The sequence below is a fragment of the Pasteurella sp. P03HT genome (assembly GCF_054052285.1).
Genome location: NZ_JBSIUM010000003.1, coordinates 169559 through 190312 on the forward strand (window position 1 = coordinate 169559; position 20754 = coordinate 190312).

The window sequence follows — 20754 nt, forward strand, 5'->3', positions numbered from 1 at the left end:
ATTTTTTATTACATCTTTTTTGACTAATTATTAATCCAAAGAGGAATACGTAAATTAATACATAAGCCACCCAAATGGCTCGCACTTGCCCAAACAGCACCGTGATGTTCTTTTACAACATTTGCCACAATCGCTAAACCAAGTCCCGTCCCACCCGTTTCTCTCGTTCGCGTTTCATCTACACGATAGAATGGTTGAAAAATTTTGTCATATTCAGAGGCATCTAGCCCTTTTCCATTATCATCAATTACAATCATAACCTCTTGTTTTTTCAAGAAAATTGATACTTTAATCTCACTTTGCGTATATTTGAGTGCATTCCGAATGACATTTTCCACTGCACTGACTAATAAGCTTTTATTACCATTGATATAATATTTACTCGGCTGAACAACATTTAACCTAACGACAAAATCCAGCTTACGTTGCTCTGCCTCAAACATCGCATCTTCTAACACTTCATCCCACAGCTCATTAATTGGAAAAATTTCTCGCACGACATGGCTATTGAGTTGCTGCCGAGATAAAAGCAACAAATCATTGATCATGTTATCTAAACGTTTTGCTTCAATTTCAATACGCTGGATTTCTGTATTTTCTTCACCAAAGCGACGACGTAATAATGCTAATGCAAGCTGTAAACGAGTAAGCGGGGTACGCAATTCATGCGAAATGGAAGAAAGCAATACTTGTTGACTAGACAATAATTCTTCTAACGATTCGGTCATCTGATTGAAACTTTGCCCAACTTGTCGCAACTCCAATGAACCTTTAGTTTCTAAGTCTTTATTTACTTTAAAATCCCCCAAAGCGACGGCTTTAGCCGACATTTGTAAATTCTTGATGGGTTTACCAATACTGCGAGCCAACCACCAAAGCAAAGGCGTAGAAACCAAAATCAATAAGGCAACAAGTACCACTGGATTCGCAAACACAAAGCTCATTATTTCTTTTTGAGCATTAACACGATCAATAAAATAAAGCGTATAAGATTTGTTTTCTTCACCACCGAGATGAATGGAAAAAGGCCCCACAATACGCACATCACCAAAGACTTTTTTCAGTGGTTTAGCGGGATTCGATGAGGAATACATAAATTGTGACAACAATACAGATTCAGCGGCAGTTGCCCCTAAAATATTATGATCATCTGTTTCATCGACTAAAATAGGACGAATTGCATCAAAACGATCTGCATGTGATAGGGGAACACCCGCTAAAATACGAGCAATTTGATTATGACGAATTGAGGTAATGATTTCTTGTTGATAGGAAGAAAGCTCTTTATCACTTAATTCTGAATAAATTCTTGAGTCAAAATAAGGAATAGAAAAAATAAGAATTGATAACAACGAAAATGTTAGCCAGAAAAATGCAAAAATACGGAATGAAATCGTATTAAAAAAACTTTCGTTAGCAAACGGCATACAACCCTCAAATTAAGGCAAAAAACTATGCCTTGTTATCTTACTTTTCTGATACCAATAAATAACCGCGTCCTCTTAGTGTTTTAAACCAAGGTGACCCGTCTTTACGTGGTGGAAGTTTCTTACGTAAATTTGACATGTGCATATCAATCGCACGATCAAATGGTGTCAGTTGCTTACCTAAAATTTCAATACTTAACGACTCTCTTGAAAGAATTTGTCCTGGATTTAAAACAAGTTTTTGTAATAACGCAAATTCAGTGCCCGTTAACTCTAAGTCTTGATCATTACAAAATGCTTGTTGACGTCCTGGATAAAGCGTAATGCCACAGAAAACGAACTCATTTCGACTATCTTTGGGCTCAATCGCTAAAGCAGATGGTTGCTGAGTTCGACGTAAAATCGCCTTAATTCTCGCAACAAGCTCTCGATCATTAAATGGTTTTGGAATATAGTCATCTGCACCAAGTTCTAAACCAAGAATACGATCAATATCATCACCACGAGCCGTGAGCATAATAACAGGCACACTGAATTCCTGACGAATTTTTTTCAATGTTTCAACGCCATTTAAAACAGGCATCATGATATCTAATAAGACCAAATCATAACTGAGATCTAATTTTTTTAACGCCTCTAAACCGTTATTTGCCATATCAATCTCAAAGCCTTCTAACGTTAATAACTCAGCAAGCAATTCAATTAATTCAACATCATCATCAACTAATAAAATCTTAGGCATAGACTATCCTCAATGTTGGCTCATCAAGAAAAAGCACGTTATTCTGATAACGTGCTACATATGTGTGATTACTTCCAGAACTGCCACCAGTATTTTGGTGCCATATTTTCTGCCTGAATAATGGCATTATTTACATCAGGTTTACTCTCATCGGGTAAAGGTTTATCCAAATCAAAGCTGGTCACCATACCACGCTGATCAAAATTCACCACTAACGTATATTGTTCTGGTGTTTGATAAGCTTTCTGTTGTAAAAAGACGTAGTACCACTTACCACTATTAAAAGGCTCAATTAATACTGGGGTTCCCAACAAATATTGAACTTGCTGTGCGGTCATGCCAACTTGTAATTGTTTTACCGTGGCCGCTTCTAAATAATTGCCTTGTGGCACATCAATACGATAAACGATTTTATCGATACTTGAGCACGCGGTAACACTGAGTGCAAGTACGATAACACTGATAACTGATTTAAATTGCATAGTTTTTACCTTTTTATACCCTGCAAATGATGAAATGATAATACCGAAACTTTATTCGATTGCCAAATCAATTCTACTCCTTCAATTGTCGTTGTAATTGATCACGTAAATTAGGTGGCAAGCCTTTAATAGTTAAAGTGTCTGTCGTTTCATCCCAAAAAATACGCTGATTAATCAGTGCCGCATCAAAGCTAATCGTTACGCCTTTTCCAGCACCTGAAAACGTTGTCAATGCTCTTAACGCAGAACGAACTGGTGGAATATGACTTTCTAATCCATAATCTTGTTCTGCAGTAAAGTCAGCAAATGCTCGCTCATTTAGAGTCGGCATAGTGGCAGAAAGTTCCATTAATTCAATATCTTCCCCAGAATGAATCTGCCCTTTGCAATAATCAAACACTTGTTTTTTGACTGTCTGAACTTGTTCAGCATTTAATTCGCCTTGCTCACAATAATCACTCACTGCCTGTAATAAGCATTGGTTCTGAACGCGTGGGTTTAATCCTTCTTCTGCACCTAAAAAATCCATGAAGAAATCCCCAACTTTACGTCCTACACGCCCTTTCACAAAAGTCAAATAACGATTTGATGTTGCATCTAGCGTCAATTCCGTAAGATTAATTCGCGCAGCAATATCAAATTGGCTAATCTCTAAATATTCAGTACGATGAATCTCTAAGTTTTCATCCACCAGCATACTGGCACGACTATCTAATAAGGCAATAAACAAATAATCTGTCGCTAAAAAGTTATATTTGCACAACACTAAAGTTCCGTTATCCGCAAAGGAATACTTACTTAACTCGGTTGCTAAAAGTGCGGTGGATTTTTGAGTAAACTCAAGAAAAGTACACTCATTTTCCAACAAGCGATTTAAGTCTTGTGCGAATAACGATGCCTCTTGGAATACTCCATATGCTTTGCTTTTACTCTGGTATGCTTGATGCAATTGCAACATCATTTGTTCCACTTCTGGCGTAATCGCAAGGACTTGATCACGTAACAACGTGTTTAATTTCAAGGCATCGCCCTCACCTGTTTTAATCACTTGGTGAAGAACAATTTCGTTCACATTTATACTCATAGTGAATCCATTATTTACATGATAAAAATCGCCATATTATAACCGCACTTTTTTAACTATAAATACGAAAAAATGCTGGGATATAGAAAATAATCGGTTATGATATAGCACAAACTTCATTTTTAAATGTTCTGAAAGCATGGCAAAAAACTCAAAATATCAAGATAAACAAGTAGATGCGATTTTAAATGATATGATCGCCGTTTTAGAAAAACATCATGCACCTGTGGACTTATCACTCGTTGTACTTGGCAATATGGTGACCAATTTGTTAATGAGTAGTGTTGGGACTGCACAACGCACCGCTTTAGCAAACGCCTTTTCGGATGCACTACTCAATTCAATTAACGACAAAAAATCGTAAACAGAATGTGGATTAAAACAAGCAAACAATACCGAGAAGAAACATCACGTAAAATTTCGTGGGGGCATTGGTTTGCTTTTTTCAATATTTTATGGGCAATTGCCATTGGCACACGCTACGCGTTTGTGATGGATTGGCCAGATACGCTATTTGGCAAATTATATTTTTTCATCAGTTTATTCGGACACTTTAGTTTTGTTGTGTTCGCGCTGTACTTACTGATTATTTTTCCACTCAGTTTTATCATCAAAAATCAACGCACTTTTCGTGGTATTACAGTCATTTTAACAACGATTGGCGCCACATTATTACTAGTTGATACAGAGGTGTTCTCACGATTTAATTTGCACTTATCCACTGTCGTCTGGAACCTTCTAGTCAATCCAGAAAACGGCGAATTATCTCGCACTTGGCAAATTTTCTTTGCCCCGATGCCAATCATTTTATTAGTACAAATGGTTTTCTCTCGTTGGGCATGGCAAAAATTACGCAGTTTAGAGCGTCAAAAATGGTTAAAAGCCGTTGGTGTATTCTTTGTATGCACTTTCATCGCTACACATCTGATTTATGCGTGGTCAGATGCGTTCATTTATCGTCCGATTACAATGCAACGTTCGAATTTTCCGTTGTCTTATCCAATGACCGCACGCTCGTTTTTGGAAAAACAGGGTTTTTTAAATAAAGCAGAATATGACCAGATCATTGAACAAGAAGGACGTTTAGACGCGTTAAAAGTGAATTACCCAAAACATGCGTTACAATTTTCTGAAGGTTTAACACCTAATCTTGTTCTCATCACCGTTTCAGGTTTACGCCATGATGCGATTACTGAGCAACACATGCCTCATTTAGCCCAGTTTGCTAAACAATCTACCCAATTTATGAATCACTATAGTAGTGGAAATACTAATAACACAGGATTAACGGGCTTATTTTATGGCTTAAGTGCTAATTATGTAGACAGTTTATTGAGCAATAAAACAGGCTCCGTGCTCGTAGAAAAATTGAAACAAGAGCAATATGCGCTTGGATTATTTTCGAGTACGCAATTTAACTCAACGCTTTTCCACCAAGCGCTTTTCCCAACGCTCAGTCGTACTGCGCGACAAACTAACAACCAATCTGAAGTAGCCCGCTTTAACACGTGGTTACACACAGCCAAAAGCAACTCCAAACCTTTTGCCGCTTATTTAAGCTTAGATATTCGACCAAATCTATCCATGGAAAACTATGCGTTAGAATTAGCTGAAATTGATCGACTCTTGGAGGAGGTCTTGGCGACAATGGATTTAAACAACACATTTGTTGTCATCACGGCAGAACATGGCTATCAATTCGCGAATTTAACCCCCAAAGCACGCCATCATTATTTTGCTCGCGATGAAATTCAAGTGCCTATGATTATTCATTGGAAAACATTACCTATCCAAACAATCCATAAACTCACGAGCCATGTTGATCTACTGCCTGCTGTAATGAAGCATATTTTTAATGCACAAAATCCTATTTCAGATTATTCGCAAGGGCGGGATCTCTTTAACTTAACGCAAGATTCTCCTTGGGTTTTAGTCTCTAATTATCGTTGGAATGTGATTGTGACGCCTGATGGCACTCAGTATCATATCGATAAGCAAGGAAATTATCAGAAATTTAATCGTGATTACCAAAAAGAATCGTCTCAACGGCCTCCATTGGGCCTATTCCTTGAGGTATTTAACCAAGAGCGCTCGTTTATTGAAAAATAAGTTTCGTTTTATGCGAGACCAATAGTCAAAACCGATTATATTTTTCACGTTTAACACTTTATACTAGCGAGCAATTTTTTAGGACATAGACATAATGTTATTAATTAAAAATCAGAGAATTTTTCATAACATTGCGACCACTTATATCAATCACGTTCGTGTATTGCTTTCATTTCTATTTTTAATTAATAAGAAATCCTCATTTATTGGGGATTTTTTTATATCTACGACACCTAACCAATCCCTAATTTTCACGCCTTCACGGAGTTATTATGAAAAACCATGTTCGTAGTTTTAAAACATACATTAGAGATGAAATCATTAAAAAGGGCGGATGGGTCAATGCACATGCGCATGCAGACCGTGCCTTTACCATGACACCAGAAAAAATTGGCATCTACCACAGCAGTAACTTACAACAAAAATGGGATTTAGTTGATGAAGTAAAACGCAACTCCAGTGTGGATGATTACTATGCGCGTTTTTGCCAATCTATTGAATTAATGATTTCACAAGGAGTCACTGCTTTTGGAACTTTTGTGGATATTGATCCCATTTGTGAAGATCGTGCCATTATTGCCGCACATAAAGCCCGCGAAGTGTATAAACATGATATTACATTAAAATTTGCTAACCAGACATTAAAAGGCGTCATAGAGCCAACTGCACGAAAATGGTTTGATATTGGTGCTGAAATGGTGGATATGATCGGCGGTTTACCGTACCGAGATGAATTAGATTACGGTCGTGGGCTAGAAGCCATGGATATTTTATTAGATACGGCTAAGTCTCGCGGTATCATGTGTCATGTCCACGTGGATCAATTTAACTCACCCAAAGAAAAAGAAACAGAGCAACTTTGTGATAAAACAATTGAACATGGTATGCAAGGACGGGTGGTTGCTATTCATGGTATCTCCATTGGCGCTCATTCTAAAGATTACCGTTATCGTCTATATGAAAAAATGCGCCAAGCACAAATGATGATGATTGCTTGCCCAATGGCTTGGATCGACAGTAACCGAAAAGAAGATCTAATGCCTTTCCACAATGCCTTAACTCCCGCAGATGAAATGATTCCTGAAGGGATTACTGTCGCGATTGGAACAGATAATATTTGTGACTATATGGTACCGCTATGTGAAGGAGATATGTGGCAAGAGCTTAGCCTCCTTGCCGCAGGTTGCCGCTTCCCAGATTTAGACGCAATGGTCAATATTGCCAGTATCAATGGGCGTAAAGTACTCGGGTTAGATCTCTAATAAACAAAAAGGGCAAATTTACCATTTGCCCTTTTTTTCTACAAAACGAACCGCACTTTACGGCTGTACAATATCCAATAACTCATCAAAACGCCCAATACTGTAGGTTGGGATGATATGACTTGTATTCTCACGATTATAATGCAGCCAACAGGTATCAATTTGTGCATTATGCCCACCTAGAATATCGGAGTCTAAATTATCTCCCACCATCAACACGTGACGTCTATCTTTCACTTTTGCGATATCCAAACTATGCTCAAAAATACGTGGATCGGGTTTTGCCATTCCCACTTCCTCTGAAATTGTGACAAATTGGAACCAATCTGCCAGTCCTGTTTTTTCTAAACGTAAACGTTGTAATGTCGTAAATCCATTAGTAATAATTCCAAGATGGGCATGTTCTTTTAACACAGAAAGCGTCTCAACTACTTGTTCGAGTGGCTTACAAATATCCGCCATAACCAGTAAATAATGTTCATTAAGCTCAACAGGTTGTTTATTTAAACGTGTTGCCCAATAGGAAAAACGTGTTACTTGTAATTGCTCTGCCGTAATTTCTCCATTCTGGTATTGCACCCAAAGTGGTTTATTCACCCGTTGGAACTCATCAAAATCGGCTTGCTGAAAATCGACGCCATATTCAGAAAAGAGCATTTGTAAACCTGCAAACGCATCAAAAGAAAATAAGGTTTCGTCTGCATCGAAAAAAAGCCACTCATATTTCATTGTATTATTACTCCATCTATTTTTGCTCTCAAAGCCTGTCCATCATGGCAGGTCTTAATGCATTCAAATAATGCATTTGCTTGAGGATATTCTTTTTTTAAATAACCTAGCCATTGCTTAATGCGTGCAACATGATAAAACCCCGTATCAAACTGATTTTCAGTGTGTGCATACTTCTGTAATATCTGTTGCACTTGACTCCAAGCCATTTTTGCTTGGTTGTGTTTAACAACATAGCTCAAATTAGGCACATTCAATGCACCACGTCCAATCATCAAATCTTGACAGCCTGTAACAGCGAGACAATTTTGTCCATCCTGCCAAGACCAGATTTCCCCATTTGCAATAACTGGAATATGCAATGTTTGGCGTACTTCATTAATTTTTTCCCAATTAATCCGTTCGGCACGATAACCATCCACTTTAGTTCGACCATGAATCGTGATTTCTGTCGCACCACCTTGCTGTACTGCATCGGCAATTTCAAAGGCTTGGTTGACATCATCCCAACCTAAACGCACTTTTACACTCACGGGTAATGATTGCGGCACAGCCTCTCGCAATGCTTTTGTCGCGGAATAGATCAACTCAGGCTGTTTTAACAGCGATGCGCCGCCATGGCTACCATTTACTGTTTTTGAAGGACAGCCGCAATTGAGATCAATACCATGCGAACCTAACTCCACGGCTCGTACCGCATTCTCGGCTAACCATTGTGGATGTTGTCCTAATACCTGCACTCGAACAGGAGTACCTGAAGCTGTGAAGCCTTGTTGATACAGTTCTGGACAAAGACGATAAAAAACTTTGGTTGGTAATAATTGATCAACAACACGTACGAACTCTGAAATACATAAGTCATAGTGATTTACGTCCGTCAATAACTCACGTACAAATGGATCCAGTACACCTTGCATAGGGGCTAAAATCACGCGCATGGCTTATCTGTTCTCACAATATAAAACAAGAATAACGCAGTAAGGGCACCTAATGTATCCGCAAGTATGTCTTTTTGCGCATCCCAAGGATCACCTTGAGATCCTAAAAATGCATTTCCTGCTTCCCCACCCGCAATCACAGCATATTGCCATTCAATCAATTCATAGCTGGCAGCTAAACTCATAATAAAAAATAAAGCGAAGCATCCTGCCAAGATAGGACCACATAAATGACGTCGTAATAACCACTCAGCCATCGGAAAACTATAAAAACCAATGATATAATGTGCAATTCGGTCAAAGTGGTTACGTTCCTCACCTAACCACCCTAAGTATTGGTTTGCCCAATCAAATGGCACATGCTCAAAAGTATAATGTGCGCCAATCAAATGTAACATCATCCATAGACTCATTAAGAAATAAGCCAAATGGCTAAATTGAAACACACGATAAGTTACCACTAATAAACAGAATACGAGGCAGACAGGCAACACTTCCGCATACCACACTGCTCTTGAAAAAGGATCGATACCTGACCAGATTGCAAGAGAGACAATGATAACCGCAAGCGTAAACGGAAAGCGATCCGAAGCCCGTATTCCCATTACTTCCAACCTTTCGTTTTACAAATTAAATCGTAAGCGGCTTGAATTTGTTGCGTTTTTTCTTTTGCCATCTCTAACATTTCTTTTGGTAACCCTTTTGCCACTAACTTGTCAGGATGGTTTTCATTCATCAAGCGGCGATAAGCGCGCTTAACCGTTTGTTGGTCATCACTCGCTGATACACCAAGCACTTGATAAGCATCCTCAACCGTTGGACCAGAATGCGTTTGATACCCACCATAATGTTGCTGATTGTGCTGTTGATAATGGTAATTATCTTGATACCCTTGTTGATATCCACCACGAGTAAATTGACGTGCGGCAAACTCCATTGCTAACATTTGTTCGAATTGGAAACGGGATAAGCCTAGCTCTTCTGCCACGACATACAGCACCTCTTTTTCTCGAGGTTCTAACTGTGCATCCGCAAATGCCGCTTGCACTTGCACATGTAAGAACATTCTTAACAAATCTGCACGTTGACCACAGCCTAATCGAAACTCACGAATCACCTGACGAAGTGGAAAATCTGCGGCTTTACCACGTGTAAAGGCATCTTGTGCTAAACGACGATTCACTTCATCCAATTGCATCTGTTGCATAAGATGATTTGCGAGCTGAATGTCATCCTCTGTCACTCGACCTTTCGCTTTGCTTAAATGCCCTAATACTGCAAAAGTGGTCTGCATAAACAAAGATTGGCGAGTGATCTTGCTTTTAAAAAAGCTTGAATTCACTGTACCGAGCTCATACAACTTTTTGTCTCCAAGATGCCCGAGAATCACCCCACAAATTGCACCAAAAAAGCCACCTAACTTCCAGCCAATAATCAATCCTAAAAATTTACCAATAAAACTCATTCTCTCTCCCCAACACCATCAAAATACGGTTGACTTTTTTACGTTATCGAACAAAGCTTAATATTTCCTTAACGTCACCCGCACTTTTCCTTTATTTCACGCCATACTGTTCTCGATACGCTCGCATTGCTGGCAAATACTGCTGATATGATGGTTCTTGCTCAATAAAGGTCATCAAATCATCGAAATCAATAATCGCCAGAACATGACATTGGTAATCTCGTTCAACTTCTTGAATCGCCGATAAATCCCCTTTACCCTTTTCTTTGCGATTTAATGCAATCATCACCGCACTTAACTTTGCTTGATTTGCAGCAATTAATTCCATCGACTCACGAATCGCTGTTCCAGCAGTAATCACATCATCGACCAATAGAATATTGCCTTTTAATCCTGCCCCAATTAACTGACCACCTTCGCCATGGTCTTTCGCTTCTTTGCGATTAAAACATACGGGCTTATCAAGATGAAAATGATTAAATAGCGCAACAGACACCGTCGTTGCAATCGGGATTCCTTTATATGCGGGTCCAAAAATGACATCATAATCGACATGACTCGCCTGAATCGCTTTTGCATAAAACTCCCCTAAACGAGCCAGATCAGCGCCAGTGTTAAATAACCCTGCATTAAAAAAATACGGGCTAATACGACCTGATTTGAGAGTAAACTCCCCAAATTTTAAGACTTGGCGACTTAACGCAAACTGGATAAAGTCAAATTTATAGGCTTCCATTCATGTACTCCTTATTTTGCTAATGCCTGACGTTGCGCATTAAAAATCACTTCACAACCTTGTTTTGCTAGAGATAATAACGTAAGGAGTTCATCATGACTGAATGGTTCACCTTCTGCAGTTCCTTGTACTTCAATCATTCTGCCATCTTCCATCATCACGACATTCATATCCGTTTCTGCAGCCGAATCTTCAACATATTCTAAGTCACAGACGGCTTCCCCATCGACGATTCCCACTGAAATCGCCGCAACTAATCCTTTAATCGGATTGGTTTTCAACGTACCATTTTCAATGAGCGTATGAATCGCATCACATAATGCCACACATGCTCCAGTAATCGACGCTGTACGGGTTCCACCATCCGCTTGGATCACATCACAATCCAGAGTAATGGAACGTTCACCCAATGCCTCTAAATCCACCATCGCACGTAACGAACGCGCAATGAGACGCTGAATTTCCATTGTGCGTCCGCTCTGTTTTCCTTTTGCCGCTTCACGTTGCATACGGCTATGCGTTGAACGCGGTAACATACCGTATTCCGCGGTGACCCAACCTTGATTTTGACCTTTTAAAAAGCGAGGCACGGATTCTTCTACCGTAGCGGTACATAATACTTTTGTGTCTCCAAATTCAACTAATACCGCCCCTTCAGCATGTTTTGTGTAATGACGCGTAATGTGAATTGGACGAGGCTGATGATTGGCACGATCATTTGGACGCATAAAATTATTCCTTATTTATTCACGATTCTGATAAAAAATTCGTGCTATTTTAGCATGCAAACTGACAGAAACGAAATTTACCAGTACAATAGCTGAGTTTAACCGTTCATCTTTTCGTAACACTAAGGAATCCACATGATTTATAGTATGACTGCCTTCGCACGCATTGAAATTAAACAAGAATGGGGCGATGCTGTATGGGAAATTCGTTCAGTCAATCAACGCTATCTCGAGACATTTTTCCGATTACCTGAACAATTTCGTGGTTTAGAAAATACATTACGTGAAAAACTACGCCACCATCTTACTCGTGGCAAAATTGAATGTAGCTTACGAATCGATAATAAAAAACAAACTGTAACAGAATTAAATTTAAACAAGGCTCTCGCACAGCAGGTTATTCAATCATTACAATGGATTAAGCAACAAGCTGGTGAAGGTGAGATTAGCCTAAATGAGATATTACGTTATCCTGGCGTGATAGAAACACCAGAGCAGGACCTAGACCAAATCAGTCAACAATTATTAAATGCTTTTGATACGTTGTTAGTAGATTTTATCGCTATGCGTGCAAGAGAAGGGGAGAAATTAGAAGCGTTAATCCAGCAGCGCTTAGATGCCATTTCTATCGAAGCGGAAAACGTGCGTGCAATGATGCCAGAAATTTTACAATGGCAACGTGACCGCTTACTCCAACGCTTCGAGGAAATTAATTTACAAGCCGACTCGCAACGTCTTGAACAAGAAATGGTTCTGATGGCACAACGTGTGGATGTCGCTGAAGAGTTAGATCGTCTACAACTGCATGTCAAAGAAACGCAATCTATTTTGAAAAAAGGGGGAGCAGTTGGTCGTAAATTAGACTTTATGATGCAAGAATTAAATCGCGAATCGAATACCCTTGCATCAAAATCAATTAATGCTGAGGTCACCAATTCTGCGGTTGAATTAAAAGTATTAATTGAACAAATGCGTGAACAAATTCAAAACTTAGAGTAAGGAAAAAGGATATGACTTATTCATTATTAACTTCTACGCAAAAAATCATTGCGTGCAATTTACAACAATATACCCTCATCGAAATTAAAGGCGATGACGCTGAAAAATTTCTACAAGGTCAATTAACATGTGATGTAAGCCTGCTTGCTGAAGGGGAATCGACACTGGCTGCACATTGTGATCCGAAAGGGAAAATGACTGCGTTATTTCGCTTAATTCGTACTGAAACACAGTGTTTCTATCTTCTTGTGAAAAAATCACTGATGCCTACCGCTTTAGCACAATTAAAAAAATATGCCGTTTTTTCAAAAGTCACCTTTACAGAACTTGATTGGCAAATTATTGGTTTGGCTGGCGAACAAATGCTCAAAGCCAGTGATGAAATCGCGGCTAAAATCCGCATTAACATCGGAAGTCAGCAACCACGTGTCATTTTAATCCATCCAACGACATTGGATATTTCTACGAATGCTGCCCATGTTGTATGGGACTTATTGGATATTCAAGATGGGATCCCGTTATTAAGTGCTGAAACACAAGGTGAATTTATTCCTCAAGCATTGAATCTGCAATGTTTAGAAAAGGCAATTTCTTTCCAAAAAGGATGCTATATCGGTCAGGAAATTGTTGCTCGTGCAAAATACCGAGGCGCCAATAAACGCGCGATGTTTACTTTTGTTGCAGCAAGCCAAACACACCCTATGGTGAACAGTGAAATTGAAATGCAGTTAGAAACAAACTGGCGTAAAACAGGCACGATTATTAGTACGGTCAATTTAGACAATGTTTTATGGTTACAAGTTGTTTTAACGAATCCAATTGAAAATGGCACACCATTTAGATTAGCCGATAACACTGAACTGACTTTGCACCCATTACCTTATGCATTAGTTTAAACTTCGTGTCATCCGATCCCATAAAAAAAGCAGACTAACCAGTCTGCCTTTTTTATGATGTTAAAAAACTACTTCGTTGCTACGTTATCAAGCGTTTTGTTTGGTATTAATTTTGCAATAATCAATCCCACCACACAGCCTAAAATCGCAAACGGTAACCACTCCATTGAATAAGCTTTAAGTGGTAAAGTCGCCACTAATTCAGCGCCCATTACAGAAAGGATAGAAATTACAGTTACCAGTACAATTGACATCCCTTTTGCTAATCTTGGTAACGGCATCACTAAATTAACTAACAACAATAACATCGCTGTCATTGAAATTGGATACAAGACTAAAAGTACTGGAACAGACTTACTGATCACCGCATTTAGACCTTGGTTGGCTAAACCAAATCCAATTAAGGTAAATAAAATGGCGTAATTACGATAAGAAATCGCAGGGAAAATGCTGTTGAAGTAAGATGAAGTTGCGACAACTAGACCAATTGCAGTTGTCAAACACGCAAGCGTAACAATTAAACCGAGTAAACTACGACCTAACTCACCAAAGGATTGTGCCGTGGCTTCATTTAAAATAAATACGCCTAAGTTCTGACCTTTCGCACTGACATCTGCAAGCGTTTCTACCGTTAACGGCATATTGTTTCCAATCCAACCAATTGCAATATAAATGAAAGCTAAGGCGACCGCCGCTACAATGCTGGCTAATGTTGCCTGTTTAATAAAACTACTGTTTTTATCACTTTTCGCACGAATCGCATTCATCACAACGACAGAAAACGCAAAAGATGCCAAAACATCCATCGTTTGATAACCCTCAATAAAACCCGTGATCAATGGGTTTTGCATCGTATCTAAGGTGTTCACATTTTCATCACCTAATAAGATACTTGCCATGCGAACAACCAATGCAATGATAGCGACTAGCAGTACTGGCGTTAAAATCGCGCCAATACGATCAACCATTTTTGTTGGATTTAAACTGACCCATAGCGTGATACCAAAATAAACCAGAGTGAATAAAAAGAGTGCTATCGTATCCGCTCCACCAATAAAAGGAATCACTGCCATATCAAATGCGGTTGCTGCCGTACGTGGAATAGCAAAGAAAGGACCAATGGTCAAATAAATTGCACCAAGTAATAAAACAGAAATCCACGGATGAATATCTTCTAATGCTTTTTTATATCCGCCTTCATAACGCGTTGCCACTAAAATACCCAATAACGGTAATCCTACTCCAGTTGCAACAAAGCCAATAATCGCAGACCAAAAGCCAATACCGCTTTCAAAGCCCAACTTAGGTGGAAAAATTAAGTTTCCAGCCCCAAAAAAGATGGCGAATAACATAAAGCCAACGACAAATGTGTTTTTGTTCATATGAACCCTCAAACAAAAATAAAATAGATTCTTTAATATACGTAAAATATAAAAGGCGCCATTCTACTATAAAAATGGCATATCACCTACACAAACAATCCAAAAAACAAACAATTATTCCGTTTAATTTTATCTATCTAGAAAAATATTTACTCAAAATAGGGTTATTTTATATAAGATTCAATCTTTCTCGTAAGAGAAAAGCATGGACAGTGATTGAGTTAATGTTTCCTTTGCTGTAAACTACTCTCCCGTCTCGATGATTTATTCTATCCAATAACCTTTTTTCATATCAATCAATAGTTAGGTTTCATATGGCTACAAATTATATTTTTGTAACGGGTGGTGTTGTATCTTCCCTAGGTAAAGGTATTGCCGCGGCATCATTAGCAGCAATCTTAGAAGCTCGTGGTTTAAATGTAACCATGCTAAAGCTGGATCCCTATATTAACGTCGATCCAGGCACAATGAGTCCAACACAACACGGTGAAGTATTTGTTACTCAAGACGGGGCTGAAACCGACTTAGACTTAGGTCATTACGAACGTTTTATTCGCACAAAAATGACAAAACGTAATAACTTCACTACAGGTAAAATTTACTCTGAAGTGCTACGTAAAGAGCGTCGTGGCGACTATTTAGGAGCAACGATTCAAGTTATTCCGCATATTACAAATGAAATCAAATCACGTGTTATTGACGGTGCCGCAGGACATGATGTTGCTATCGTTGAAGTAGGGGGAACGGTTGGCGATATCGAATCATTACCGTTTTTAGAAGCCTTACGCCAATTAGCTGCGCAAGTTGGTCGTGAACGCACAATTTTCATGCATTTAACGTTAGTGCCTTATATCCCGACTGCTGGAGAAGTGAAAACCAAACCTACTCAACACTCGGTCAAAGAATTATTATCTATTGGTATTCAACCCGATGTATTAATTTGCCGTTCAGATCGGATGATCCCGCCGAATGAGCGTGCCAAAATTGCGTTATTCTGTAATGTGCCAGAAAGAGCGGTCATTTCATTAAAAGATGTCAGTTCAATTTACCAAATTCCAGCGCTATTAAAATCACAAGGCTTAGATGAGTTCATTTGTCAGCGTTTCCACTTAGACTGCCCAGAAGCGGATCTCTCAGAATGGGAACAGGTGTTATACCAAGAAGCCAATCCAACAGGTGATGTTACTATTGGTATGGTGGGTAAATATACCGAGTTACCTGATGCGTATAAGTCAGTCAACGAAGCCTTAAAACATGCTGGTTTGAAAAACCGTTTAAATGTGCATATCAAATATATTGATTCACAAGACGTCGAAACAAAAGGTACTGAAATTTTACAAGGCGTAGACGGTATTCTAGTTCCTGGTGGTTTTGGTAACCGTGGTGTAGAAGGCAAAATCTTAACCGCACAATATGCTCGCGAAAACAATGTGCCATACTTGGGCATCTGTTTAGGCATGCAGGTTGCCTACATCGAATATGCACGTAATGTGGCAGGTTTAAAAAATGCAAACTCCACAGAATTTGACCGCACTTGTGAATATCCTGTTGTTGGCTTAATCACCGAATGGCAAGATGCAGAAGGTAACATTGAAACCCGTTCTGATGAGTCTGATTTAGGTGGCACTATGCGTTTAGGGGCGCAGCAATGTCACTTAATCGAAGGTAGTAAGGCCCGTGAATTATATGGTGCAGAAACCATTGAAGAACGTCACCGCCATCGCTATGAAGTAAACAATGTATTACGTCCACAAATCGAAAAAGCAGGCCTAAAAATCACAGGTTTATCTGCAGATAAAAAACTGGTAGAAATTATTGAAGTACCAAACCACCCTTGGTTTGTAGCTTGTCAATTCCACCCAGAATTTACATCTACACCACGTGATGGTCATCCTCTCTTCGCTGGGTTTGTCAAAGCCGCTAAAGCGAATCAGAAAAAATAAATATTCTCCCCGCACATTGCGGGGATTTTTTTATTTTCATTCCTCAAAATCGCTATTCAAAAAACAGTCAAGTGCAGTCAATTTTTCCAACATTTTTTATGTCGGAAAAACTAGATGTAAATCAATTAATCCGCATTTTTCAGAAGACAAATGACATGAATTATTTTAAGATACTTCCCATTCGTTTTAGTTTAATTTTCATTTTAAAGAGGAAAACAAAATGGCAAAAATCGTTAAAGTGATCGGTCGTGAAATCATCGATTCTCGTGGTAACCCAACTGTTGAAGCTGAAGTACATTTAGAAGGTGGTTTTGTTGGTTTAGCCGCTGCTCCATCAGGTGCATCAACAGGTTCACGTGAAGCGTTAGAACTACGTGATGGCGACAAAGCACGTTTCTTAGGTAAAGGTGTATTAAAAGCTGTTTCAGCGGTTAACAACGAAATCGCACAAGCTATCCTAGGTAAAGATGCCTCAAACCAAGCTGAAATCGACCAAATCATGATCGACTTAGATGGCACAGATAACAAATCTAAATTTGGTGCTAACGCCATTTTAGCGGTTTCTTTAGCAAACGCGAAAGCAGCTGCTGCGGCGAAAGGTATGCCATTATTTGCTTGGATTGCTGAACTTAACGGTACTCCAGGTCAATATTCTATGCCATTACCAATGATGAACATCATCAACGGTGGTGAGCACGCTGACAACAACGTTGATATCCAAGAATTTATGATCCAACCTGTTGGCGCAAAAACATTAAAAGAAGCATTGCGTATCGGTGCAGAAGTGTTCCACAACCTTGCTAAAGTATTAAAAGGTAAAGGCTTAAGTACTGCTGTTGGTGACGAAGGTGGTTTTGCACCTAACTTAGAATCAAACGCAGCTGCCCTTGCTTGTATCAAAGAAGCAGTGGAAAAAGCTGGTTATGTATTAGGTAAAGATGTCACTTTAGCGATGGACTGTGCATCATCTGAGTTCTATAACAAAGAAAACGGTATGTACGAAATGAAAGGTGAAGGTAAATCATTCACTTCTCAAGAGTTCACTCACTACTTAGAAGGTTTATGCAAAGAATACCCTATCGTGTCTATCGAAGATGGTCAAGATGAGTCAGACTGGGAAGGTTTCGCATACCAAACTAAAGTGTTAGGTGACAAAGTACAATTAGTTGGTGATGACTTATTCGTAACTAACACTAAAATCTTAAAAGAAGGTATCGAAAAAGGTATCGCGAACTCTATCTTAATCAAATTCAACCAAATCGGTTCATTAACTGAAACTTTAGCCGCAATCAAAATGGCTAAAGATGCAGGTTATACTGCAGTAATTTCACACCGTTCTGGTGAAACGGAAGATGCAACAATCGCAGACTTAGCAGTAGGTACCGCTGCAGGTCAAATCAAAACAGGTTCTATGAGCCGTTCTGACCGTATCGCAAAATACAACCAATTAATCCGTATCGAAGAAGCATTAGGTGACAAAGCGCCATTCTTAGGTTTAAAAGCGGTTAAAGGTCAAGCATAATTCGCAGATAAAATTATAAAAAAGAACACCGCACTTTTCAGTGCGGTGTTTTTTTGCCTACTCATACCACATTCCTTGTGTTACTTCATCCAACTTCTTAAATAAAGATAGGCAAAACTTTCTGTATTCCCCTCTCCTGTTTCCTTTACTTTAAAACATCAAAACATCGAGAAAGAAACCAATCTTTTTGGTTATATTGATATCCGCATTTCACGTCTTACTGTTCGCACGAGAAATGCATTAATTTTGTATACTTGATAGACATATTTTGTCTCATTTATGTCTATCTGCACTGTTTCGCTTTATGTTTAAAGGGGCGCAAATTCTATCCTATTATGTAATAAAATCAACCCGAACTATGCTAAAGACATACAAAAATAGGGGAATTAAGAAAAGGTACGATGAGTTGAGATTAAAATAAAATCAATTACAGTTTGCTTTCAAACCAACTTTCTAAAATTAGGCATGCAGAGATGCCATCAACTTTACTTTTATTCAACGCTTTATAACCACCACGTGCAAAAATCTCAGCTCGTGCTTCTGTTGTGGTCAAACGTTCATCTTGTAATTCCACGGTTACACCAAAACGACCATGTAAACGATTTGCGAATTTTCTTGCTCGTTCTGTGAGTGCTTGCGCGGTTCCATCCATATTTAAAGGTAAACCAACCACAACTAAATCAGGTTTCCAATCTAAAAGACATTTCCCTATTGCCTCCCAATTTGGCACGCCATCTTGCGCTTTAAATGCAGGTAGTGCTTGAGCAGTCCCTGTGATGCTCTGCCCAACTGCACATCCAATACTTTTGGTGCCAAAATCAAAGGCTAATACGGTGATACCCATTAACAATGCCCTGCCTGACACGCAAAATTATGATGTTGAATACCAAGTAACAAATTGGCTTCTACCCAACGTTCTTCATACGGCACATCAAATAAAATGCGATTGTTGGCGGGTACAACAAGCCAGTCATTATTTGCAATTTCCTCTTCTAACTGATTAGGCGTCCAGCTCGCACACCCTAACGCGACCAAATACTTTTCTGGCGCATTTTTTGTCCCAAATGTATCAATAATATCTGCTGAAGTCGTCAGCATTAATTGATCTGTCACTTTATAACTGTGCTTGAAATCTTGTGTTGTTTTGGTATGCAAAATGAATCCACGTTCGATATTTACAGGCCCTCCTGCCAACACTAAATCGTCACCATACGTGCGGTCTGTTTTCATCATAAAATTCATTTTTGCACATAACTCTGCAATACTTAAATCTGTCGGTTGATTCAGGACTAACCCCATTGTCCCTTGTGGATTATGTTCACAAATATACACAACAGAATGAGAAAAATAGTCGTCATTCAGTTGTGGCATCGCAATGAGAAAATGATCTTGTAGTTCCATAATACTTCTCCTAACCTAAATCACCAAAACACAGTTGCAACGCAGTAATCGCGGCTAATGCTGCTGTTTCAGTACGTAATACACGCTTTCCTAATAAAATGTCAGTAAATCCTTGTTGTTCTGTCTGGGCAATCTCTTGTGGCGACAACCCCCCTTCAGAACCAATTAATAAACGCACGCCTTCTGATTGAATGGGCGGTAAGGTACGAATAGAATATTGGGCTCGTGGATGCAAATTCAACTTTAATGCCCCATCTTTTTCTGCACACCAGTCTTGTAATTTCATCATTGGGCGAATTTCAGGGACAACATTGCGACCACATTGTTCACAAGCGGCAATTGCAATTTTCTGCCATTGCTGGATCTTCTTATCCATACGCTCCCCTTCCAGTTTCACTCCACAACGCTCTGACCATAAAGGTGTAATCACATTCACCCCCAGTTCAACGGATTTCTGAATAGTAAACTCCATTCGCTCGCCGCGTGAAATGACTTGTCCTAAATGAATTTTCAATGGACTCTCACGATCTAGCCACTGCTGATTTAAAATGTGCACCTCAACGGTTCTTTTGCTGACTTGGGTAATCACTGCGGTATAAATATGATTACTGCCATCAAATAACTCAATTTGCTCTCCGACCTGCATACGCAGTACTCGACCAACATGATTTGCCGCGTCTTCGCTTAATGTACAATGCGTGAGCTGCTGTAAGGATGTAGGGTGATAAATTCTCGGTATTCTCATAATCTTGATTCACAGTTCTTTTAGCCCTATATCATATCAGAAAAGACAGATTTCAGAGAGTAATCCCGCTCGGACCGCCAAGATTATTCACTTCCATTTGAAAATATTTCAATATAAACACAACTTATCCAAAATAAAGAAAAGATATAATGGGTCACAATAAC

At 39.1% G+C, this 20754-nt stretch carries 21 protein-coding genes; 7 read left to right on the plus strand and 14 right to left on the minus strand.

Features of this window, described 5'->3' with window-relative positions; translation table 11 throughout:
* Positions 1–23: 23 nt before the first annotated feature.
* The 4 genes from cpxA to yejK form a co-directional block, all read right to left on the minus strand.
* Positions 24–1427 (minus strand): envelope stress sensor histidine kinase CpxA, encoded by a 1404-nt coding sequence (gene cpxA, locus ACWIT3_RS04070; protein ID WP_457161528.1) that lies wholly within the window; start codon positions 1425–1427, stop codon positions 24–26.
* Positions 1428–1467: 40 nt separating this feature from the next.
* A complete protein-coding gene (locus tag ACWIT3_RS04075) occupies positions 1468–2169 on the minus strand; it encodes a response regulator (RefSeq protein ID WP_457161529.1) in 702 nt (233 codons plus the stop codon).
* A 68-nt stretch (positions 2170–2237) separates the two neighbouring features.
* Positions 2238–2651 (minus strand): outer membrane protein assembly factor BamE, encoded by a 414-nt coding sequence (gene bamE / locus ACWIT3_RS04080; protein WP_046339117.1) that lies wholly within the window; start codon positions 2649–2651, stop codon positions 2238–2240.
* Positions 2652–2724: 73 nt separating this feature from the next.
* Complete coding sequence (yejK, locus tag ACWIT3_RS04085) at positions 2725–3735, minus strand: nucleoid-associated protein YejK (protein ID WP_457161530.1); 1011 nt, start codon at positions 3733–3735, stop codon at positions 2725–2727.
* 139 nt (positions 3736–3874) lie between these two features.
* On the opposite strand from yejK, the gene ACWIT3_RS04090 reads away from it, so the two are divergent.
* The 3 genes from ACWIT3_RS04090 to ACWIT3_RS04100 all read left to right on the plus strand — a co-directional run bounded on the left by ACWIT3_RS04090 (position 3875) and on the right by ACWIT3_RS04100 (position 7106).
* A complete protein-coding gene (locus ACWIT3_RS04090) occupies positions 3875–4099 on the plus strand; it encodes a YejL family protein (RefSeq protein ID WP_046339119.1) in 225 nt (74 codons plus the stop codon).
* 5 nt (positions 4100–4104) lie between these two features.
* Complete coding sequence (locus ACWIT3_RS04095; protein ID WP_457161531.1) at positions 4105–5844, plus strand: DUF3413 domain-containing protein; 1740 nt, start codon at positions 4105–4107, stop codon at positions 5842–5844.
* Between the two features lie 272 nt (positions 5845–6116).
* Complete coding sequence (locus tag ACWIT3_RS04100) at positions 6117–7106, plus strand: amidohydrolase family protein (RefSeq protein ID WP_457161532.1); 990 nt, start codon at positions 6117–6119, stop codon at positions 7104–7106.
* Between the two features lie 57 nt (positions 7107–7163).
* Here ACWIT3_RS04100 and yjjG read toward each other — a convergent pair whose 3' ends face one another.
* The 6 genes from yjjG to rph form a co-directional block, all read right to left on the minus strand.
* Positions 7164–7835, minus strand: coding sequence for a pyrimidine 5'-nucleotidase (gene yjjG / locus ACWIT3_RS04105; RefSeq protein ID WP_457161533.1), 672 nt, complete (start codon positions 7833–7835; stop codon positions 7164–7166).
* Complete coding sequence (gene dusC, locus ACWIT3_RS04110; RefSeq protein ID WP_457161534.1) at positions 7832–8773, minus strand: tRNA dihydrouridine(16) synthase DusC; 942 nt, start codon at positions 8771–8773, stop codon at positions 7832–7834. The genes yjjG and dusC overlap by 4 nt, the downstream gene beginning before the upstream one ends.
* Positions 8764–9378 (minus strand): DUF2238 domain-containing protein, encoded by a 615-nt coding sequence (locus ACWIT3_RS04115; RefSeq protein ID WP_457161535.1) that lies wholly within the window; start codon positions 9376–9378, stop codon positions 8764–8766. The genes dusC and ACWIT3_RS04115 overlap by 10 nt, the downstream gene beginning before the upstream one ends.
* Positions 9378–10238 (minus strand): co-chaperone DjlA, encoded by an 861-nt coding sequence (gene djlA / locus ACWIT3_RS04120; protein ID WP_457161536.1) that lies wholly within the window; start codon positions 10236–10238, stop codon positions 9378–9380. Before djlA ends, ACWIT3_RS04115 begins: the two co-directional genes overlap by 1 nt.
* Positions 10239–10329: 91 nt before the next feature.
* Positions 10330–10974: an orotate phosphoribosyltransferase gene (gene pyrE / locus ACWIT3_RS04125; RefSeq protein WP_457161537.1), complete on the minus strand. Its 645-nt coding sequence runs from the start codon at positions 10972–10974 to the stop codon at positions 10330–10332.
* An 11-nt stretch (positions 10975–10985) separates the two neighbouring features.
* Positions 10986–11702 carry a ribonuclease PH gene (gene rph / locus ACWIT3_RS04130; protein WP_457161538.1) on the minus strand — a complete coding sequence of 239 codons (717 nt, stop codon included), beginning with the start codon at positions 11700–11702 and terminating at the stop codon, positions 10986–10988.
* A gap of 135 nt (positions 11703–11837) precedes the next feature.
* Here rph and ACWIT3_RS04135 point away from each other — a divergent pair, with 135 nt between their 5' ends.
* A complete protein-coding gene (locus ACWIT3_RS04135; RefSeq protein WP_457161539.1) occupies positions 11838–12701 on the plus strand; it encodes a YicC/YloC family endoribonuclease in 864 nt (287 codons plus the stop codon).
* A gap of 11 nt (positions 12702–12712) precedes the next feature.
* Positions 12713–13597: a CAF17-like 4Fe-4S cluster assembly/insertion protein YgfZ gene (gene ygfZ, locus ACWIT3_RS04140; RefSeq protein ID WP_457161540.1), complete on the plus strand. Its 885-nt coding sequence runs from the start codon at positions 12713–12715 to the stop codon at positions 13595–13597.
* A 68-nt stretch (positions 13598–13665) separates the two neighbouring features.
* Here ygfZ and brnQ read toward each other — a convergent pair whose 3' ends face one another.
* Positions 13666–14979 (minus strand): branched-chain amino acid transport system II carrier protein, encoded by a 1314-nt coding sequence (gene brnQ / locus ACWIT3_RS04145; RefSeq protein ID WP_457161541.1) that lies wholly within the window; start codon positions 14977–14979, stop codon positions 13666–13668.
* Between the two features lie 314 nt (positions 14980–15293).
* Here brnQ and pyrG point away from each other — a divergent pair, with 314 nt between their 5' ends.
* Positions 15294–16922 (plus strand): glutamine hydrolyzing CTP synthase, encoded by a 1629-nt coding sequence (gene pyrG / locus ACWIT3_RS04150; protein WP_457161542.1) that lies wholly within the window; start codon positions 15294–15296, stop codon positions 16920–16922.
* A gap of 220 nt (positions 16923–17142) precedes the next feature.
* The gene (gene eno / locus ACWIT3_RS04155; protein ID WP_457161543.1) at positions 17143–18444 is read left to right on the plus strand and encodes a phosphopyruvate hydratase; all 1302 of its coding nucleotides are present in this window, start codon (positions 17143–17145) and stop codon (positions 18442–18444) included.
* A 427-nt stretch (positions 18445–18871) separates the two neighbouring features.
* On the opposite strand, the gene ruvX is transcribed toward eno, so the two are convergent.
* From ruvX to rsmE, 3 genes are read right to left on the minus strand one after another with little or no spacing between them, the layout of a single operon-like run.
* Positions 18872–19288 carry a Holliday junction resolvase RuvX gene (gene ruvX / locus ACWIT3_RS04160; RefSeq protein ID WP_457161544.1) on the minus strand — a complete coding sequence of 139 codons (417 nt, stop codon included), beginning with the start codon at positions 19286–19288 and terminating at the stop codon, positions 18872–18874.
* A complete protein-coding gene (locus tag ACWIT3_RS04165) occupies positions 19288–19845 on the minus strand; it encodes a YqgE/AlgH family protein (RefSeq protein WP_457161545.1) in 558 nt (185 codons plus the stop codon). The genes ruvX and ACWIT3_RS04165 overlap by 1 nt, the downstream gene beginning before the upstream one ends.
* A gap of 10 nt (positions 19846–19855) precedes the next feature.
* On the minus strand, positions 19856–20590 hold the full coding sequence (gene rsmE, locus ACWIT3_RS04170) for a 16S rRNA (uracil(1498)-N(3))-methyltransferase (RefSeq protein WP_457161546.1): 735 nt from the start codon (positions 20588–20590) through the stop codon (positions 19856–19858).
* Between the last annotated feature and the right edge of the window lie 164 nt (positions 20591–20754).

Coding starts and splice junctions, on each gene's coding strand:
- djlA (WP_457161536.1), bottom strand. CDS start 10,238: ATGAGTTTTATTGGTAAATTTTTAGGATTGATTATTGGCTGGAAGTTA.
- bamE (WP_046339117.1), bottom strand. CDS start 2,651: ATGCAATTTAAATCAGTTATCAGTGTTATCGTACTTGCACTCAGTGTT.
- yjjG (WP_457161533.1), bottom strand. CDS start 7,835: ATGAAATATGAGTGGCTTTTTTTCGATGCAGACGAAACCTTATTTTCT.
- ACWIT3_RS04095 (WP_457161531.1), top strand. CDS start 4,105: ATGTGGATTAAAACAAGCAAACAATACCGAGAAGAAACATCACGTAAA.
- ACWIT3_RS04165 (WP_457161545.1), bottom strand. CDS start 19,845: ATGGAACTACAAGATCATTTTCTCATTGCGATGCCACAACTGAATGAC.
- pyrG (WP_457161542.1), top strand. CDS start 15,294: ATGGCTACAAATTATATTTTTGTAACGGGTGGTGTTGTATCTTCCCTA.
- yejK (WP_457161530.1), bottom strand. CDS start 3,735: ATGAGTATAAATGTGAACGAAATTGTTCTTCACCAAGTGATTAAAACA.
- ACWIT3_RS04100 (WP_457161532.1), top strand. CDS start 6,117: ATGAAAAACCATGTTCGTAGTTTTAAAACATACATTAGAGATGAAATC.
- rph (WP_457161538.1), bottom strand. CDS start 11,702: ATGCGTCCAAATGATCGTGCCAATCATCAGCCTCGTCCAATTCACATT.
- eno (WP_457161543.1), top strand. CDS start 17,143: ATGGCAAAAATCGTTAAAGTGATCGGTCGTGAAATCATCGATTCTCGT.
- ACWIT3_RS04135 (WP_457161539.1), top strand. CDS start 11,838: ATGATTTATAGTATGACTGCCTTCGCACGCATTGAAATTAAACAAGAA.
- pyrE (WP_457161537.1), bottom strand. CDS start 10,974: ATGGAAGCCTATAAATTTGACTTTATCCAGTTTGCGTTAAGTCGCCAA.
- brnQ (WP_457161541.1), bottom strand. CDS start 14,979: ATGAACAAAAACACATTTGTCGTTGGCTTTATGTTATTCGCCATCTTT.
- dusC (WP_457161534.1), bottom strand. CDS start 8,773: ATGCGCGTGATTTTAGCCCCTATGCAAGGTGTACTGGATCCATTTGTA.
- rsmE (WP_457161546.1), bottom strand. CDS start 20,590: ATGAGAATACCGAGAATTTATCACCCTACATCCTTACAGCAGCTCACG.
- ruvX (WP_457161544.1), bottom strand. CDS start 19,288: ATGGGTATCACCGTATTAGCCTTTGATTTTGGCACCAAAAGTATTGGA.
- ACWIT3_RS04115 (WP_457161535.1), bottom strand. CDS start 9,378: ATGGGAATACGGGCTTCGGATCGCTTTCCGTTTACGCTTGCGGTTATC.
- cpxA (WP_457161528.1), bottom strand. CDS start 1,427: ATGCCGTTTGCTAACGAAAGTTTTTTTAATACGATTTCATTCCGTATT.
- ygfZ (WP_457161540.1), top strand. CDS start 12,713: ATGACTTATTCATTATTAACTTCTACGCAAAAAATCATTGCGTGCAAT.
- ACWIT3_RS04075 (WP_457161529.1), bottom strand. CDS start 2,169: ATGCCTAAGATTTTATTAGTTGATGATGATGTTGAATTAATTGAATTG.
- ACWIT3_RS04090 (WP_046339119.1), top strand. CDS start 3,875: ATGGCAAAAAACTCAAAATATCAAGATAAACAAGTAGATGCGATTTTA.